Here is a 16,190-nt window from a genome sequence, read left to right on the forward strand (position 1 = left end):
GTGCCTCCTTATGCTGCGAGTGCTTCATCGGTCGGACCAAAGAGCTCGTAATGAACCTGTGCCGAAGGCACGCCAGCACCGATCAGGCCTGGCACGAAAGAGCGCAGGAACGGACGTGGGCCACAGAGGTAGAAGTCGGCCTGATCGAACGGTGTGTTCGCCTTTAGCCAGTCGACCGTAACGAACCCGGCCTCGGCATCGTCCGCCTCGCCGCGCCGTTCGTAGAAGGTGTGAACCTTCGTCCCGCCATGCTTGCTGGCCAGTTCGCGGATATGCGCGTCGAGGGCGTGCGCCTCGCGGCTCGCCGTGCCGTGGACATACCAGACGCGCGCGGTCGGATGTGCTTCCGCGATCATCTCCATCATGCTTACCATCGGAGTCAGCCCTACACCGCCGGACAATAGGACGATCGGGCGCTCCGGCACGTCCGCGAGGAAGAAGTCACCAGCGGGCGGCGTGGTTTCCACGATCACGCCAGGAAGCCCCTTGTCATGGAGGAACGCCGAAGCTCCACCGTCTGCCTGCCGCTTTACCGTGATCCGGTAATGATCGTCGCTCGGGCCGGACGAAATCGAGAAGTTGCGCTTTAATCCGGGCGGTCCGGCAACGTCGAAGCGCAAGGTGAGATACTGGCCGGGCAGATGCCGCAGCACCGCCCCCCCATCGGTGGGCTTGAGGATGAAGGACACGATGCCTTCGCTTTCCTGCCGGCGCTCGGCGATAGCGAACGTCCGCCAGTCAGTCCAACCGCCCTCATGCGTCATGATCTCGGTCCGGATCGTGTCCTCACGCCCGATCAGGATATTAGCCAGAAACCAATACGCCTCGCCCCATGCGGTGAGGATTTCCGGAGTAGCGGCGTCGCCCAGCACCTCCTCGATCGCGCCAAGCAAAGCAGTCGCGACATAGGGGTAGTGTTCGGCCTGAATGGCATAGCCGATATGCTTCTGCGCGATCCGCTCGACCGCAGGCCCAAGTGCGCCAAGGTTCTCGATGTTGCGTGCATAGGCGAGGACCGCGGTTGCCAGTGCGTGGACCTGTGCGCCGTTCTCCTGATTGGCGGTGTTGAACAGCGCTGCGATCTCCGCATCCTCGAAAAGCCGACGATACATCGCGCCGGTTATGGCGCTGCCATGCTCGGCAAGCGCCGGGACGGTGGCCTTCACGATGGCGATAGTTTGGGGTGACAGCGACGCGGACACGGGCGACTCCTTAAAGAGGTATTTAAAATGCCTCTATTCCCGCAGCCATATACATGCAACCCAGATACTGGTATTTGGTCCGTGAAATGAAGCTCACCCGGTACACCGATTATTCGCTGCGCGTGCTGATCCACCTCGCTGCGCACGAGAACGAGTTGACCTCGATCGGTCGGATCGCGTCACGCTACGTTATCTCGCAAAACCACCTGATGAAGGTGGTACAGGACCTTGCAGGTGCAGGCTTTGTGGAGACGGTCCGCGGGCGGAACGGCGGGTTGCGGCTTGCTCGGCCGGCAGCGGAAATCAACGTGGGCGACCTGGTGAGGCACACAGAAGGTGGCTTCGATCTTGTCGAATGCGGTGGGTGTGTGATCGCGCCGGCTTGTGGCTTGCCCCGTATTCTGGCGGAAGCAACGCGGGCGTTCCTTGCCACGTTGGACCGCTACACGATCGCGGACCTCTCCAGCCGGCCAGCCGATCTTCGCGCACTGTTCGCACTGAAAGATACCGATGCTGCTGTGTCGGATGGCATTCTGGACTCGGACGGCATCACCATGAGCGATGATCCACACTCCTGACGGGATGGCCCTACTTGCGCGATTGCTCGGTTCCAGCCTTCCCGCAAACGATCCCTTCGGGAAAGTACTGATGGCCTCGATCGCCGTTTCGAAACGGCGATGCCACCTATCCGGCCTGCGGTATCCATCGCTGGCCGGCAGGGCGTTCCTACAAAGCGGTGACGAAAGCCGCGGCAGCCAGGATGATACCCGGGACGTTTGCCCAGACCAAAGGCAAGTCCCATTTGGCGCGCAGGGCACCGTAGAGAGTCCACAGGGTCGCCGCAACGAATGCAGCCGCTGGTTGAATGACCGAACCCTTCACACCGTCCAGATTGCGCGAGATCTGGTCGATATAGGCGATGTACATCGAGACAGATGCCGCCGTTGCCACCCAGCCAATCATTATCGTTGAGCGGCGTAGTGCGGTGATTTCGGCGGCAGTATCCGGACTCGAAGTCGTATTTAGTTCTGACATGGGATTCCGTGAGGTGCTAATGGCCGGGGGTGGAACGGGCGCCACTTGAGGGTCATATTCCCGTTCCGCCAAGTGCAACGAACGAGGCGGCCATACGAGCCTTCATGTAGTGCGCTATCGCAGCCTGCCCTAGCCAGGACCATCAGATCCTCATTGGTCAGGCGGCGACCTTGCGTTCCAAAAAGTCACGCATGTGACGCGCGATTTCCGCGTGGTGCGTTTCCAGTGCGAAGTGCCCGGCATCGAGCAAGTGTATTTCTGCCTCAGGCAGGTCTTGTCGATAAGCTTGTGCACCGGCCGGGATAAACGCCGGATCATGCCGCCCCCAAACCGCGAGCAGCGGCGGACGATGTTTGCGGAAATAGGCGTGAAAGGCGGGGTACAACGCTACGTTGCTGCGATAGTCGAGGATGAGATCGAGTTGGATTTCATCTGCGCCGGGGCGCGCCATATAGGCGATGTCCAACTCGTAACCGTCCGGCGACAGCAGCGCTGGATCCGCCCCCGTGGCGTATTGCCAGTTGCGGATCGTGTCCGGCGACAAAGAAGCGCGGCAGGCGTCGCGGTGCGCGTTGGTGGGGTCGCGCCAGTAAGCCTGCCACGCACCCCATTGGTCGCTGAAACCCTCTTCATACGCGTTGCCGTTCTGGCTGATGAGCGCAGTCACGCGTTCGGGATGCTGCATGGCCAACCTCAAACCGACAGGCGCGCCATAGTCAAAGATGTATAACGCATAGCGCGTCAGGCCGATCGCATCGACGAAGCCCCCCAGGACCATGGCAAGCTGGTCGAAGCTGTATGTGAACTTGCCCCGCGGAGGAGCCTTGGTCTGACCGAAGCCCGCCAGATCGGGGGCGATGACGCGGTAACGATCCGCCAGCAGCGGGATCAGGTCACGAAACATGTGGCTCGCTGAGGGGAAACCATGGAGCAGCAGCAGGACTGGAGCGTCAGCGGGGCCGGCTTCGCGGTAGAAGACCTCAACCTCGCCAACCTTCTGGCGGCGGTAGTGAATAGTGGACACAGACTGTTCCTTTGATCGCAGTGGTTTGGCCGTGAGAAGGCCCGGAATGATCGCCAGTACCGGTCCCGCTACAAGTGACGAGAGAATGGTTCTGCGTGGGTAGTTGGTCGGCTTGCGGCGCATAGGGCCTCCTTGCTGACCACAATTTAGGAGTTGCAGGTTTTCGCCATAAGGCTTGCAAACCGACAAGCTTGATTGCAATTTCCGAAACGATGGATCGTCTTGAGGCCATGTCACTGTTCGTCGCTGCGGTGGAAGGCGGATCGCTTGCCTCGGCTGCCAAGCGTTACGGCCGATCGCCCGCGGCAGTGACACGGGCGGTGGCGTTACTGGAGCTGAACGCTGGCGAAACCCTGTTGTTACGTTCCACCCGCAAGCTCAGCCTGACCGAACCTGGCGAGCGTTATCTGGCGGTTTGGCGTGACGTGTTAGCGAAGCTGAGCGAACTCGGACCGGCTGAAACTGGCGCGGCTCTTCATGGACGTATCGTCCTCACGGCGCCTGAGCTCTTTGGTCGCATCGCTGTCCTGCCGCTCCTCGAAACGTTCCTCGAAAAGCATCCGTTGGTATCTGCGCGGGTCCTTCTGGTGAACCGGTTGGTCAATCTCGTTGGCGAAGGTGTCGATCTTGCAGTGAGGTTGGCGCCGCTTGCTGACTCATCGCTTAGCGCGATCAGGATTGGCGAAGTCCGAACGCTACTTTGTGCCGCACCAACCTATTTGAAAAACGCGGGGGCTTTGACCAATCCTGCCGATCTTACGAACCACGCCTGCATCGGTCTTGAGGTAGAAGCCGAGGGTGAACTCTGGGCGTTCGCCAGCCCGGTCGGCACCACTCGGCAACGGCGGTCGGTTCGCGTCCGACCACGGCTCAGCATTAACAATGCAGCCGCTGTCATCGATGCATCCATGCGCGGGCACGGCTTGATCCAAGCCCGTTCCTATCAAGTCGCCGATGCTATCGCAGAAGGACGGCTGAGCCGGCTTTTGCCGGAATGGGAAGAGCCAACCGTTCCTGCCAATCTGATCTTCCCAGCCGAACGCGCTGCGAGAGGGCCTGTGCGCGCATTGGTTGACCATCTGGTGCCCGCACTTAGACGTCTACTAGCTGACGTCGACGCTTCAATTACTCCAGCGTCGATCCCATCATAAACAGCTTCGATGGCCAACGCCGTGTTTCTTGTAGTCGCTGGTGCTCGACCAACGGTTCGGCGACGGTGGTCGCCATGCGCCCATTTCAAGCATCCCGCCTCGAGGATATCCGATGCGCGAGCGGGTAGGTCGATTCTCGAAATAGCATCCTTTTCGAGAAAAACGGTGGAAGCGGCATGCGTAAAACGGCCGTTAGGTAGATGGCGATAGTTTCAATATATCCGCTACCTTCATCGACAGAGCCTCAATTGTGAACGGCTTGGTCAGCAGCTCCATACCGGGTTCCATATAGCCGTTCCCGACCGCTGCGTTCTCGGCGTAGCCGGTGATGAACAACACCTTCAGTCCGGGCCTGAGCGACCTTGCCGCATCGGCCACCTGGCGGCCGTTCATTCCGTTGGGCAAACCGACGTCGGTGATCAGCAGGTCGATCCTGGCGCCGGATTGCAGGACTTTGATCCCGGCCGCGCCGTCGCCCGCACCGATCACGGTATAGCCCTGTTCGTCCAGCACCTCGTCGATCAGATGACGGATGGTCGCTTCGTCATCAACCACCAGCACGGTTTCCCCGCCGGCTTTGATCTGCCCGGACGGTGAACCGTCCGGCGCGTCATTCACAGGCTCGCCATGATACCGGGGAAGGTAGATGCAGACAGTCGTGCCCATTCCCACTTCGGAATAGATGCGAACCTGACCGCCGGATTGGCGGGCGAAGCCATACACCATCGAGAGACCAAGCCCGGTGCCCTGCCCGATAGGTTTGGTCGTGAAGAACGGCTCGAACACACGCTCGATCACCTGCGGCTCCATGCCGGTGCCGGTATCTGTGACGCAGATCGACAGATAATCGCCGGGGTCCATGTCGTGCCGGAGAGCGCCGCGTTGATCCAGACGCTTGTTGCCGGCCTCGATCGTGATGCGGCCACCGCCAGGCATGGCGTCACGCGCGTTTATGCTCAGATTGAGCAAGGCATTTTCCAATTGCGCGGCATCGATCATTGCCGGCCAGAGGTCTGAGGCGTCGGCAACTACGATGGCCGTTTCTGGACCAACCGTGCGCGTAAGCAAGTCCTCCATGCCACGGATGAGGCGGTGAACATCCGTCGGCTTGGGATCGAGCGTCTGCCGACGTGAGAAGGCCAGCAAGCGTTGGGTCAGGGATGCGGCGCGGCGACCCGCCCCCTGCGCAGCCGAGATGAAGCGATCGAGATCGTCCGTGCGTCCACGTGCAACGCGCATCTGGAGCAATTCCAGATTGCCCATCATGCCGGTCAGCAGATTGTTGAAATCGTGCGCCAGGCCACCGGTAAGCTGGCCGACGGCCTCCATCTTCTGGCTTTGGCGCAGCATCTCTTCACGGTTCTGATCCTCCGTGATGTCGCGCCCCACCGTATAGAAGATGCCACTGCCCGGAACGGCGTCGGGCACTGCCGACCATGCAAAAGCGATCGGAGTGCCGTCTGCCTTTAGCAAACGCACATGGAATTGGTGGACCGGCTCGCCCCGCATCAGGGTTTCCACCACTTCGGCCGTGGTCGCAAGGTCGTCAGGATAAATGATCTCCGCAAAGGGGCGACTGGTCAGCTCCTCATGGGTACGGTCGAGGACAGTGGCCCAGGCTGGATTGATCGTCTTCAGGTTCCCCTCGAAAGTCGCCACGCCAAAGAGGTCACGGGTCATCGCGAACAGCCGGTCGCGCGCAGCCGAAGATTGGCGCTCGGCAATGACATGCTCGGTCGTCTCGGTGCAGGCGCAGAACAGCCCTTCTACGGTGCCCGCCTCGCTTCGGACCGGCGTGTAGCTGAAGGCAAAGTGCGCCTCCCTGCCCCTGCCGGGACGATCGAGATCGAGCGAAAGGTCTGACATATGAACCGGCTCGCCCCGGCTCACCGCGTCAAATAACGGCGTTAATTCCGTCTGCACCTCGGGCCATACGTCAAAAAACGGCCTGCCAAGGGCCAAGGGATGACGATCAGCCAGCATGGGCGCGTAGCCATCATTATAGAGCAGGATGTGATCCGGACCCCAGCCAATGAACATGGGTTGATCAGCCGCAAGGAGGACACCCACCAGCGTTTTGAGTGGCTGCGGCCAGTGATCGGGCACGCCTAGCGGTGAATTGGTCCAGTCGTGAGCGCGCATCGCTGCGCCCATGCACCCGCCGCCCGTCAACACGTCAAATTGCAATGACTTACCTCGTAAGCGGTTCACGTACCTCAATATAGGCGTGCTACCAGTAGAACGAAAAGAGCGTGATGCGAGACGCACCGCAAGCAGTACGTGATGGGTACAAGCTGCCTAAACGTTTCGGTCGGTTTCGACGATCGAGATCAGTTTTGGGAATGCCTGGGCCTTCCCATTTCTCGATCGTTTTCGAGAAAGGCAGCAGCGCGACACGGTGGCATCTATCAAACCTACCTCCCGGAAAGCGGTCGGATTGCTTCTCTCCAAGTGTCGTCGTTCGTTGTCCGTTCGCTCCTAGCGTACGCAGAATCCACTTTTGTCTTGTGCCCCAAGTTGGAAAAGCGGGTGCCGCGGCGTCAGCCGCAGACGTCCATCAGGCGGGTGGCGCCGCCAAAGGCGCGCAGGGCCGCTGCCATTTCGCGGCGGATGTTCGTCTTGTTAGAGACGGTGATCTCGGTCGCGAGACGTTCGCCGGTGGAGGTGGCGTAGCCTTCGGCGAGCGTGCCTCCTTCGGCCTCGATCCGGATCAGGTGGCCGCGGCGCGGCGCTGGACCGACGTGGCGGGCTGTGAACTCACCGAGCTTGCCGGTCAGGCCCTTGATCGCCTTGCCCCAACGGATGTGGCCGGCGCCAAGATTGTCGGTCCCGTCATAGCCGCGGTCGAGCCAGCAGCGCAGATGCGCCCGCTGTTGAAGAAGCGAGTTTTGCGATCGCTCCATGTTCGCACACAGCGGCAATGCGCTTGCGAAGGCGTCGACGATGCGAAGGTAGTCGCCCTGAACCGCTATCAGGACGTCATCGATCTCGTGTCCACTGAGGATGGCGCGGAGGGCATCGCCGTGGCTAGGATCCGCGATCATTTCGTCGGCGCGGGAAGCCGCGATCGGCACTTTCGTCTCAGCCGGGCAGCCATTCACGACGAAGCCGTCATGGCGGTCGATCGTGACGATCGTCATGGCCTCGGTGCCGGGTCGGGCGCGGATCTCATCAACGAGGCGCAGACTCGAGACACGCATCAACCCCGGCGTCACCTCTTCGATCGTTGCGTCAGAGACAATCAGCAGACGTCTAGACCACCGCGTTGGGCGGGCATGATCGTTCGGCTTGGGCCAGCTGCTCGGCGCCGGTCGTGCCCTCGGCGGTAGCGGCGCTACCGGGCGTTGATTATCCCGGCGAATGGCGGCGAGGTTGCTGCGGCGCGCGGCGTCAAACAGGTCGGTCTGGTCACCGCCACCATCGGCAAAACCACGGTCATAGGCCTCGCGCTTTGCGTCCTGCCGGCGCGAGCCATCGGCGCAAAAGCGATGCTCCCAACCGGCGTCGGCCGCGGTCCACCCGCTCGCGTAGGCAACGGCAAGATCCCAGTCATAGCCGTAGCGATCCCGACCACGCAGGATCGCAATCTCGCTATCGACAATCGTCCCTTCCCGGGCGCGCAATTCCATGAAGGCGAAGTTCCGTGTCTGCCGGTCGGCCTCCGTCCTGGCAGTGATAGCGTCGTTCAATGGATTCATCGCCGCGATACGTTCGCGTCCCCGCGCCATCCGGTCCTCCAGTGGCGCCGTGAGTGGCAAATCCGGATAGGATCGCCAGATCAGGGCCAGCTCGGTTGCCTGTTCGACCGACCGGCCACGCGTCAGCCAGCAACGCATATCGGTGGAATCAAAATAGTCCGGCTCTACGGCCTCGGCGTCACGCGGTGACCGGACAAGGGTGAACGCTCCCGCCGGGACGATCCCGGTGGGCTGCGATTGCAGCATCAGCATTGGCTCAATCCTTCAGAGGATGGGCGGGATTACGCTGCAATCAGACGTTGGCGCGGCCTCCGCCTGTTGCGGAAAGGCCGCTGCGAGGTGGCCGTGAAGGATACCGAAGTCAGCGATTGGGAACGTCTCGTCGGCGTTCGGCCTCGTCGTCAGTAGCGCACCGATCACCAGCTCGACGTGGTCGAGGCGTTCGATCTTGGCGACCGAACCAGCGTAGATGACCGGGGGCGTAAATCCGGCCTCGAGCCATGACCCCAGACCTTCCTCTACCGCCTCGGCATACGCCTGAACTTCTTCGTCTTCCTCGTCCTCGATGTGGAGGGCAAGCGTCCGATAGACGCCAAAGTCATGTCGGTTCGTGTGCGGTCCAAGCTTGCAGCCGGCGGGCGGCATGCCGTGCCGCGCGATGATCGCCAGCTTGTAGGCCAAGACCTCGAACGTGTTCACGACCTTGAAGTCCGGCGTCTGGCCGAGTTGGGCGCAGTCCTCGTTGGCCGGTGCGCCACCAATATTGATAATGTAGGACATGGGGTATCTCCATCGATCCACCTGGATCGACCTAAACCCCATCCCCCTTCTCTTTAACCGCCGCGAAGCGTGGTGCTCAGGATCGATAAAGGAACCGCTGCGCCGGTCCGTCGACAGATCCGAGCGTCTTGAGGCGGTCGGTCTCAAGCGTAGCGCCGAGCGTTTCAGGCAGGTCGGCATAGCGGGCGGCAATCTCGATCGCCGCTGATGCGGTCGGTAGCTCGTCGGGCTCAGTACCCTGCCATTCGACCATGTCTTCCTCGCCTTTCATGGTCGGGTGAGGACGCAGGACCTGCACGAAGAACGTCGCCAAGGGACGATCCCAACCGATCGCTACGGTGGTGCCGGCGTTGCCGGTGAAAGTATGACGGCTCATCAATTAATCCCCCAGTCGGTCAGGAAGCAAGCGTGATCCACGCAAGCTGCCACGGGTGCGGATGCGGCGTAAAGCGGAGTACGCCAGGGACCTGTTCAGCATCACCAGCCAGCCGCTCGACAAGCCAGTCGATATAAAGGACGGCATCGGCCATATCCCCCTCGAGCAGATCGTCGATCATCGCCGACTGCCGTGCGTGATCCTCGGTGAGCATCGACCAGTCGAGGGCATCTAGGAAACGCTCCCGTCGCTCCATGAAGTGCGCAATGCGCGTGGCGTCAGCTCGTGCAACCGCGAGCGCGTCATGGATGTGCATAGGCATCACTCCTTCAGGCGGCGATCAGGACCGGGGCGGCAGGCGCGACCGGTCGGACGGCGATCGACAGATCGCGGCGCAGGCGATCAGCAAAGCGGTCCGGCTTCAGCAGATCGGCTATCGGCGCGTAGTGGTCGGGCGGGCTCGTGCTATCGCAGACAGCCCGGTACGCTACCTCGCGACCCTCGTGGCGGGCGCCGATCCTGACAGTGACGGCAAACTCGCCGGCCGCCAGCGTGACATGGCCGGATTGATCGCGTTCCCCCTGAAGCGACACTACCTCGAATGTCCCCGGTGCCAAGCCGATGCAGGCGGCGAGGGCGTTCATCGCCTCGGTCGCTTCGATATGGAAACGCTCCTTGGCGCCGGCATCATATTCCACGCCGCGGATTGCGAGCGCCAGCAGTGTCGGGAACCGCTTCAGGTCTGCGAGGCGGCGCGTGCAGGCGTGGCGAAGTACGTCGCGGGCCGCCCGATTGGTCGACACGGTTGCCATGTGACGCGCCAGCAGCACGACAGCGGGGTCGCTGTTGGGATCGACGCCGGCATTGCGGCAGTCGTCGACCGCTTTTTCGATCGCGTGCAATGTCGCGACGACGGTGTTGAGGGCGCTCGGGTCCAGCGCTTGTTGGTGGCGGAAAGGCACATCGTAAATCATCGACGCATGCTCCGAATGAGGACCGTGCGCTCTTTCGGCGCACACTCTTCACCCCCCTCTCTTCTCCCGCGACACCCGGTTTGCGCTCGTATCGTCAGCCCCTCAGGGCTGGGCGCTTGGGCACGTCTCGGGAAAGATGTTGCCGGATTTTGGCAACATCTTTCCGGCCTTTAGTCGGCCCCCTCCCCCTCCGTTGGCCAGAGGGGGGTAGGGCGACGACGTTCCCGATCGTCACGGCACCAGTTCGACATGAAGAGCCGCAAAGGTGTTGATCGGGCGTGAGCTGTCGTAGTGTGCTGCATCACACAGGCCTTTGAAGTCCGGGCCTTCATACTGTGCAAAGCCCAGATGATCGCAGCCGGTGATGCGTTGCCCGGTGACGCCGATCTTGCCCTTGGGCACCCAGTCGGCCCAGTCTCCGGACGCTGAGCGTACCCCGATCTCTCCGATCGCGGCCTCGTAGAGCGTTACCTTCTTCAGGACGTAGCTATCGCTTGGGCTGATAACCTCGCCGGTGAAGGCACCGTACTGCATCGGTCGCCAGTGACGTGCGGTCTGATGGGCAAGGTCGCGCTCGATATCGAACAGCGGGTCTTTCAGCGCTGCGAACTCGGTCTCGAACCCGATGACTACCAGCGACCAGTTGACGTCCTCCTCGTAGTAGATGCTGTCGAGGCGCAGCGCGTCCGGCATCGCAGCCTGACGCTCATCCGACAGGACGAAGCCGCCATGCGAGGGGGTGGTAACGAACCAGATGCCTGGCAGGCGCTGGATCGCGGTATCGGGGGTGTCCCAGAGCGTATGCACGGGCGCGGGAGTCGAAGTGAAAGCGAGCATGATCGTCTCCTTGATCGATACCCTTCCCCTCCCCCCTTCTCTCCCAAGCGATTTAGCGCTCTCGGCTGCTTTTGCCCCCGGGCTTCGCACGAGAGGCGTTCGCCGCGACGCCATTTTGCCGGATCGATGAAGTAGCCGGCATGCACGCCGGCATGTCTGGCCTCGGCGTTTTCATAAGCGGCGAGATAACGCTGGGCACGCTCAGGGTCACTCTTCAGGTAGCTGGTCGCCGGCACGGCAAGGCCGGCAGCGATCATGCTCTCGCCAAGGTCCTGGCCTCCGATCTCGACCGTTCCAATCGGACGACCGTAGCTTTGCTTGCCCGTCAGGCGGATCGTACTGCTTCCCGATTTCAGCAGCTTCGACGCATAGTCCTGTGCCGCCTTGCCGCACGGCCAGCAGCCATCCGTATTTCGACATAATTGCCTTTTTTCAAAGGCATCAGCCCCTTATCTCGTGTTTTCTGACATCGTGAGATCCGTTACGATAAGTGACGTGATTGGCGACGGAGTCGGCATATGCCCGAGTTCAGTGTTGTCCGTGAACCGGGGCTTGTTCCCTTCGGCGTCGTAGGCGCCGAAGGGAACAAGCCGGCGGACATCACCGCATATCTTCGCTGGCTCGTCCTCAACGGTCGTTCCCCGTACACTGTTCGAAGCTACGCCCTCGGCCTGGTTCACTTTCATTCGTGGGTACTGGCGAGAGGCGGACTGCCTGAGCATATGACCCCAAGCGATATCGCCAAATACATCGCCGCATATCGTAGTGAAGGGTCCTCGCCGGGGCCGGCGACGACCAACCATCGTCTCACTGTGCTGTCAGGCTTTTACCGGTTCTTGATCGATATTCACATCGACAACCCGGTTTGGGCCGGCAAGAGGAACCCTGTTCCAGTTGCTTTGCAGAGTGAACGAACCAAGCCGATGCACGTACGTCAAAGACTTGCTCGGGCTGATCTCAGACGACGCGTTCCGCGGCCAATCCATCGGCAACTCGATGCTTTCGAGATCGCGTCGCTTTTCAATTCCGCCCGGAGTTTGCGCGATCAAGCGCTACTGAAGCTTCTTGAGTGGTCCGGGCAGCGAATTGGCGACTGGAGCGACGTGAATGGTCGTCACGGCATCCTTGGCTTGGAGTTGGGTGATATCGACCCGTTCAGAAGGATGATAACCGTTCAGCTGAAGGGCTCGCGGCGTTCGCACATTATCCCGGTCGGCGAGGCCTTTTGGCCTATCTACAGTAAGTATCTCCGGACCGAGCGGCCCCCGGCGGATCACTCAGCGGCGTGGATCAGCTTCCGCAGAGGGAGGGGAAAACCCCTGACCTATGCAACGTTCGAAACGATGTTTCGAGACCTGCGGCAAAGATCCGGTGTACGCCAGGTAACAGCCCATTCCTATCGGCATACATTCGCCCAAGGATTACTTGATACGACAGATAACCTGGCGTTGGTGCAAACATTCCTGGCTCATTCCTCCCCGGAAACCACTGCCGCGACCTATGTCCATGTCCCGCTAGGGAGGATGGTCCGGGCGATCCACGATCTCGAACAGCGCACAACAGTAGCGCGAGAAGATCATGATTCAACGGCTTATGCTTTCGCCTATGATAGTAAGTCGCTGGCAGAACTGGAACTCCTCTTTAAGGACGCTGGGCATGAGTGAGCGGCAATGGCCCGATCGCGCATATGTGCAAAATCTCCGCTCGGCGTGTTACGATCGCGAGGTACTGGAACAGTTAGTGTCTGATTGGGCTAACCATTTGAATACGGCAGCGGTCCGGAACAGGCGCAACCCCCAGGCCTATCTAATCACCCAAGGGGTGGGCCATTTCTTTGACCATCTTGATCAACTCGAAGGGGAAACGCTAGCGGATCGCTGGATGAGCTTTGAGCCGTTTTGGATCAAGAACGTCAAAGGTCGGGATCTAACTGCGGCACGGTTCAGGAATAGCATATTCCTGACGCCACTAATGTTACGCTTGGTCGTGCCGTCAGACAACTTTCTTGGCGGATACAGAGCTTTGAACTGGGTCCGCCTGCTACTTCCTCCAGACGCCCCGCTGCGTGCATTGCTCGAGAAGCTTGCTGTTGCGGTCACTAACCTACCAAACATGTCGTATTCGCAAACAGTGCGCGCCAGCGCGTTGCATCTTGCAACCCGTACTGTCCTTATCAACGATTACTGGTCCCTAAGCGATTTCCAAGACTCAGATCTGCTCCACCGGCGTGGTGAGCATAAACGCCGCTTCAAGTTTGGATCAGATGCTCTCGATGCCGCCTTGTGCACGATGGGTGTCTTCAACCGAACACCGCTACGCGGGATTGTGCGTGAACGGCGTCCTGTCGTCGCACCCACCTTGGCGGAGATGGTACGCGCGCGACAACTTCCCGAAGAGTATCGCGAGGTTACCCGACTATACCTGGAGGCGTATCAGGTCCGCATCTCATCAAGATATTCGACATTGAGGAGCAAGCTGCAGGGACTTGCCCGATTTTGGCGCTTCATGAAGGCCTGCTATCCCCAGATAGCCTCCACAGCGGCCATCCGGCCCGAGCACATCCAAGCCTATATACCACACACCCTCGCATCCGCGCGGGCTAACTGCCGATCCAGCCCTAGCGGGGTGGGTCACGGCAGCACGACAGCCAATCACGATCTTGCTACCGCCCGCACATTCTTTAGCGACATCTCTACTTGGTCTAGTGAGGAGGAGTCCCCTTTTCGAGATTACGCGCCGCCCGCCCTGCCGCTAACCTTCCGGGAAACCCAGGTGCCGGAAATCTCGCAAGCTTTTCGTCAGCAAGAAGCCGCAATGACGCGCCGGATAATTGATCTGGAGAGGGAAATGCCGAGAGTGCGAGCCCTCGCGCACGAGCAATGGCAGGCGGCACGGGACCGGCTTCCCAATGATGACAGCCGAGAAGCCTTGCGGTCAGAGGCTGTAGCTTTCTGGAACTGGGCGTTCATCGAACTTCTCGTTCAAAGCGGTTTACGCATAGAGGAAGCGCATAACCTCACCGTCTTTGACATCCTCCGCCGGACCGATAACTCCGGGCGAGCCTATTTTCTGCTACATGTTGAGCCCTCTAAATTTGATTAAGCCAGGTTGATCCCGATCGGAGACTCTCTTGGCAAAGTGCTGTCGGAAATCATCATTCACGTGAAGCGCTTTTACGGTTTGGATCACGTCCCCCCGATCGATCATTTCGATTTCCATCAGCAACAGCCGCTCCCTCGAGCGCCCTATCTCTTTCAAGGCCGCACTCGGCCTCATATGATTGGAAGGTCCACCATCAGGGCCGGGCTGGTTGAGCTGTCTCGCAAGGCAGGAGCTCGCCGACATGACGGAAGTCGGCTCGACATCGCTCCACATGATTGCCGGCGCGTGTTTGCCTCGGAGCATCTAAATAACGGTACCCCGCCACACGTCCTGCGAGCACTGCTGGGCCACGAGCGGCTCGACACCGTGATGATTTATGCAAAGCTCTATCCTGGTACGCTTGTCGAAGAATATCGGCGCCACGTTCGAGGCGTTTATCAAACCGTTCACGGTCCAGAAGTCTTGAAAGCACCGACAGCGGAGGAATGGACCGCTCTGGAGCGGAGTTGCGGATTGCGTGACATGGGGACTCACCTCTGCGCGCTGCCAGCAGGCGATCATTGCCCAAAGGGCCTCGTTTGCCTCGGGTGCGTGCATGCGCAGCCGAAAAAAGCTGCCCTTCCCCTCTTCGAAAAGATGCGCGCCAATCACGCACGCGAGCTTGCTCGAGCCGAAGCTCGGCACGAGCCGTTAGGTCAGATCGCCTCCCGGCGTCTTGAACTGGCTCGGCTCGACCAAGCTGTGCGCCGCGCCAACGAGTTGTCGGTGGACGTTGCGCAGGCGATGGAAGTCGCTTTGATGACGTGAATGTCTCGCAAAACCTGCCGCCCGGTAAGCGAGCACAGGAAAGTTCAATGACAGTTATGCTGATGCAGCCGGACCGAGCGCTTCGATGATCCGACAGTCGGCGACGGTGTTCCGGCTACAGGAATCGATCAGTGCATCCAACTCGCCAGCCAAGGCTGTTAAATCCGCAATCTTGCGCGTGATCGCATCCCGGTGCTGGTTGGCAATCACGTCCACGGCTATGCAGGACTGATCGCGGCGGTCGGCAAGCCCCATCAACTCGCGCACCTGGTCGATTGAAAAGCCAAGATCCCGTGCACGCCGAATGAAGGACAGGCGGCGCAGATGCGTGCCCTCATAGGTCCGATAGTTACTCGCCGATCGCGCAGGTGCCGGCAGCAAGCCAATCTGCTCATAGTAGCGGATCGTTTCGACCTTCGTACCGGTCGCACCGGCCAGTTTTCCGATCGTCAGTTTCTCAGACACGACACTTGACCCTCTAGCGACTAGAGGGTGCATATAGGCTGTCAGATCGATTCTATCGAGGTGGCGAATATGGCCTGCACAAGCTGCGCGTCCGACAAGGCGGACACTCTCAACGACCCCAAGTGGCGGCGTGCGCTATGGATCGCGCTCGCCATCAATGGCGGCATGTTCGTTATCGAGATCATAGCCGGCATCACGGGTGGATCGAAGGCGCTGCAAGCCGACGCGCTCGACTTTTTCGGGGATACTGCGAACTACGCAATCAGTCTTGGCGTTGCCGGGATGGCGATAGCCTGGCGCGCACGCGCTGCGATGTTGAAGGGGGCGACGCTTGCTTTGCTAGGCGTCTATGTCCTGTTCGCAGCGGGATGGGGTGCGCTCCACGACGCAACGCCCCATGCCGAAATTATGGGCGTAGTCGGCATCGCGGCGCTGATCGCGAACCTTGTGGTCGCGGTCATGCTGTACCGCTTCCGAAGCGGTGATGCGAACATGAGGTCGGTATGGATTTGCTCTCGCAATGACGCGATCGGCAACGTCGCCGTCGTACTGGCCGCAGGCGGCGTGTTCGGCCTCAACAGTGCGTGGCCTGATCTTGCCGTCGCCGCCTTGATGGCGGTGTTGGGAATATCGGGCGGTTTTCAGATCATGCGGCAGGCGCGCGCCGAAATGCGTAGCGAGCCCTCACCCGCCCCCGCTACTTACCAGCAGTCGTTACATGGCAGTCGGTAAGCTGCTA

At 60.5% G+C, this 16,190-nt stretch carries 17 protein-coding genes and 1 pseudogene; 6 read left to right on the top strand and 12 right to left on the bottom strand.

Translation table 11 applies throughout. The annotated features are described in order from the left end of the window. Positions 1-8 precede the first annotated feature (8 nt). Positions 9-1,202 (bottom strand): NO-inducible flavohemoprotein, encoded by a 1,194-nt coding sequence (gene hmpA, locus O6Y00_RS20365; protein WP_353444355.1) that lies wholly within the window; start codon positions 1,200-1,202, stop codon positions 9-11. Positions 1,203-1,288: 86 nt separating this feature from the next. Here hmpA and O6Y00_RS20370 point away from each other — a divergent pair, with 86 nt between their 5' ends. Continuing rightward, on the top strand, positions 1,289-1,780 hold the full coding sequence (locus O6Y00_RS20370; RefSeq protein WP_353444356.1) for an RrF2 family transcriptional regulator: 492 nt from the start codon (positions 1,289-1,291) through the stop codon (positions 1,778-1,780). Positions 1,781-1,928: 148 nt separating this feature from the next. Here O6Y00_RS20370 and O6Y00_RS20375 read toward each other — a convergent pair whose 3' ends face one another. Then, complete coding sequence (locus O6Y00_RS20375) at positions 1,929-2,237, bottom strand: hypothetical protein (RefSeq protein ID WP_353444357.1); 309 nt, start codon at positions 2,235-2,237, stop codon at positions 1,929-1,931. A gap of 157 nt (positions 2,238-2,394) precedes the next feature. After that, positions 2,395-3,384, bottom strand: a complete 990-nt coding sequence (locus O6Y00_RS20380; protein ID WP_353444358.1) for an alpha/beta fold hydrolase — start codon at positions 3,382-3,384, stop codon at positions 2,395-2,397. A gap of 107 nt (positions 3,385-3,491) precedes the next feature. Here O6Y00_RS20380 and O6Y00_RS20385 point away from each other — a divergent pair, with 107 nt between their 5' ends. After that, positions 3,492-4,412 carry a LysR family transcriptional regulator gene (locus O6Y00_RS20385; protein ID WP_353444359.1) on the top strand — a complete coding sequence of 307 codons (921 nt, stop codon included), beginning with the start codon at positions 3,492-3,494 and terminating at the stop codon, positions 4,410-4,412. A 192-nt stretch (positions 4,413-4,604) separates the two neighbouring features. On the opposite strand, the gene O6Y00_RS20390 is transcribed toward O6Y00_RS20385, so the two are convergent. The 8 genes and pseudogenes from O6Y00_RS20390 to O6Y00_RS20425 form a co-directional block, all read right to left on the bottom strand. Then, positions 4,605-6,566 carry a hybrid sensor histidine kinase/response regulator gene (locus O6Y00_RS20390; RefSeq protein ID WP_353444360.1) on the bottom strand — a complete coding sequence of 654 codons (1,962 nt, stop codon included), beginning with the start codon at positions 6,564-6,566 and terminating at the stop codon, positions 4,605-4,607. A 386-nt stretch (positions 6,567-6,952) separates the two neighbouring features. Next, positions 6,953-8,362 carry a hypothetical protein gene (locus O6Y00_RS20395; RefSeq protein WP_353444361.1) on the bottom strand — a complete coding sequence of 470 codons (1,410 nt, stop codon included), beginning with the start codon at positions 8,360-8,362 and terminating at the stop codon, positions 6,953-6,955. Positions 8,363-8,374: 12 nt separating this feature from the next. Next, on the bottom strand, positions 8,375-8,890 hold the full coding sequence (locus O6Y00_RS20400; RefSeq protein WP_353444362.1) for a hypothetical protein: 516 nt from the start codon (positions 8,888-8,890) through the stop codon (positions 8,375-8,377). A gap of 76 nt (positions 8,891-8,966) precedes the next feature. Continuing rightward, positions 8,967-9,266, bottom strand: coding sequence for a hypothetical protein (locus tag O6Y00_RS20405; RefSeq protein ID WP_353444363.1), 300 nt, complete (start codon positions 9,264-9,266; stop codon positions 8,967-8,969). Positions 9,267-9,285: 19 nt separating this feature from the next. Then, a complete protein-coding gene (locus O6Y00_RS20410; RefSeq protein WP_353444364.1) occupies positions 9,286-9,582 on the bottom strand; it encodes a hypothetical protein in 297 nt (98 codons plus the stop codon). Between the two features lie 13 nt (positions 9,583-9,595). Beyond that, positions 9,596-10,240: a hypothetical protein gene (locus O6Y00_RS20415; RefSeq protein ID WP_353444365.1), complete on the bottom strand. Its 645-nt coding sequence runs from the start codon at positions 10,238-10,240 to the stop codon at positions 9,596-9,598. A gap of 231 nt (positions 10,241-10,471) precedes the next feature. Next, the gene (locus O6Y00_RS20420; RefSeq protein ID WP_353444366.1) at positions 10,472-11,077 is read right to left on the bottom strand and encodes a DUF7007 domain-containing protein; all 606 of its coding nucleotides are present in this window, start codon (positions 11,075-11,077) and stop codon (positions 10,472-10,474) included. 158 nt (positions 11,078-11,235) lie between these two features. Next, positions 11,236-11,460: pseudogene (locus O6Y00_RS20425) on the bottom strand (thermonuclease family protein); the annotation flags it as partial. 135 nt (positions 11,461-11,595) lie between these two features. Here O6Y00_RS20425 and O6Y00_RS20430 point away from each other — a divergent pair. Genes O6Y00_RS20430 through O6Y00_RS20440 form a run of 3 tightly spaced genes read left to right on the top strand, consistent with a single transcriptional unit; the run spans position 11,596 to position 14,986 of the window. Continuing rightward, positions 11,596-12,741 carry a tyrosine-type recombinase/integrase gene (locus tag O6Y00_RS20430; RefSeq protein WP_353444367.1) on the top strand — a complete coding sequence of 382 codons (1,146 nt, stop codon included), beginning with the start codon at positions 11,596-11,598 and terminating at the stop codon, positions 12,739-12,741. Continuing rightward, a complete protein-coding gene (locus O6Y00_RS20435) occupies positions 12,734-14,179 on the top strand; it encodes a hypothetical protein (RefSeq protein WP_353444368.1) in 1,446 nt (481 codons plus the stop codon). Before O6Y00_RS20430 ends, O6Y00_RS20435 begins: the two co-directional genes overlap by 8 nt. A gap of 36 nt (positions 14,180-14,215) precedes the next feature. Then, a complete protein-coding gene (locus O6Y00_RS20440; RefSeq protein ID WP_353444369.1) occupies positions 14,216-14,986 on the top strand; it encodes a site-specific integrase in 771 nt (256 codons plus the stop codon). A gap of 54 nt (positions 14,987-15,040) precedes the next feature. Here the strand turns inward: O6Y00_RS20440 and O6Y00_RS20445 are convergent, their stop codons facing one another. Continuing rightward, the gene (locus tag O6Y00_RS20445; RefSeq protein ID WP_435368657.1) at positions 15,041-15,451 is read right to left on the bottom strand and encodes a MerR family transcriptional regulator; all 411 of its coding nucleotides are present in this window, start codon (positions 15,449-15,451) and stop codon (positions 15,041-15,043) included. 69 nt (positions 15,452-15,520) lie between these two features. Between O6Y00_RS20445 and O6Y00_RS20450 the strand changes: the two genes are divergently transcribed. Continuing rightward, positions 15,521-16,183 (top strand): cation transporter, encoded by a 663-nt coding sequence (locus O6Y00_RS20450; RefSeq protein ID WP_353444371.1) that lies wholly within the window; start codon positions 15,521-15,523, stop codon positions 16,181-16,183. Positions 16,184-16,190: the final 7 nt, after the last annotated feature.

This window comes from Sphingomonas faeni (assembly GCF_040407565.1).
Taxonomy (GTDB): domain Bacteria; phylum Pseudomonadota; class Alphaproteobacteria; order Sphingomonadales; family Sphingomonadaceae; genus Sphingomonas; species Sphingomonas faeni_F.

Bases quoted from the DNA above. Each gene is read 5' to 3' on its own strand.
- O6Y00_RS20410 (WP_353444364.1), bottom strand. From the start codon at position 9,582: ATGCACATCCATGACGCGCTCGCGGTTGCACGAGCTGACGCCACGCGC.
- O6Y00_RS20430 (WP_353444367.1), top strand. From the start codon at position 11,596: ATGCCCGAGTTCAGTGTTGTCCGTGAACCGGGGCTTGTTCCCTTCGGC.
- O6Y00_RS20450 (WP_353444371.1), top strand. From the start codon at position 15,521: ATGGCCTGCACAAGCTGCGCGTCCGACAAGGCGGACACTCTCAACGAC.
- O6Y00_RS20385 (WP_353444359.1), top strand. From the start codon at position 3,492: ATGTCACTGTTCGTCGCTGCGGTGGAAGGCGGATCGCTTGCCTCGGCT.
- O6Y00_RS20405 (WP_353444363.1), bottom strand. From the start codon at position 9,266: ATGAGCCGTCATACTTTCACCGGCAACGCCGGCACCACCGTAGCGATC.
- O6Y00_RS20395 (WP_353444361.1), bottom strand. From the start codon at position 8,362: ATGCTGATGCTGCAATCGCAGCCCACCGGGATCGTCCCGGCGGGAGCG.
- O6Y00_RS20390 (WP_353444360.1), bottom strand. From the start codon at position 6,566: ATGGGCGCAGCGATGCGCGCTCACGACTGGACCAATTCACCGCTAGGC.
- O6Y00_RS20435 (WP_353444368.1), top strand. From the start codon at position 12,734: ATGAGTGAGCGGCAATGGCCCGATCGCGCATATGTGCAAAATCTCCGC.
- O6Y00_RS20420 (WP_353444366.1), bottom strand. From the start codon at position 11,077: ATGCTCGCTTTCACTTCGACTCCCGCGCCCGTGCATACGCTCTGGGAC.
- O6Y00_RS20415 (WP_353444365.1), bottom strand. From the start codon at position 10,240: ATGATTTACGATGTGCCTTTCCGCCACCAACAAGCGCTGGACCCGAGC.
- O6Y00_RS20370 (WP_353444356.1), top strand. From the start codon at position 1,289: ATGAAGCTCACCCGGTACACCGATTATTCGCTGCGCGTGCTGATCCAC.
- O6Y00_RS20375 (WP_353444357.1), bottom strand. From the start codon at position 2,237: ATGTCAGAACTAAATACGACTTCGAGTCCGGATACTGCCGCCGAAATC.
- O6Y00_RS20380 (WP_353444358.1), bottom strand. From the start codon at position 3,384: ATGCGCCGCAAGCCGACCAACTACCCACGCAGAACCATTCTCTCGTCA.
- O6Y00_RS20400 (WP_353444362.1), bottom strand. From the start codon at position 8,890: ATGTCCTACATTATCAATATTGGTGGCGCACCGGCCAACGAGGACTGC.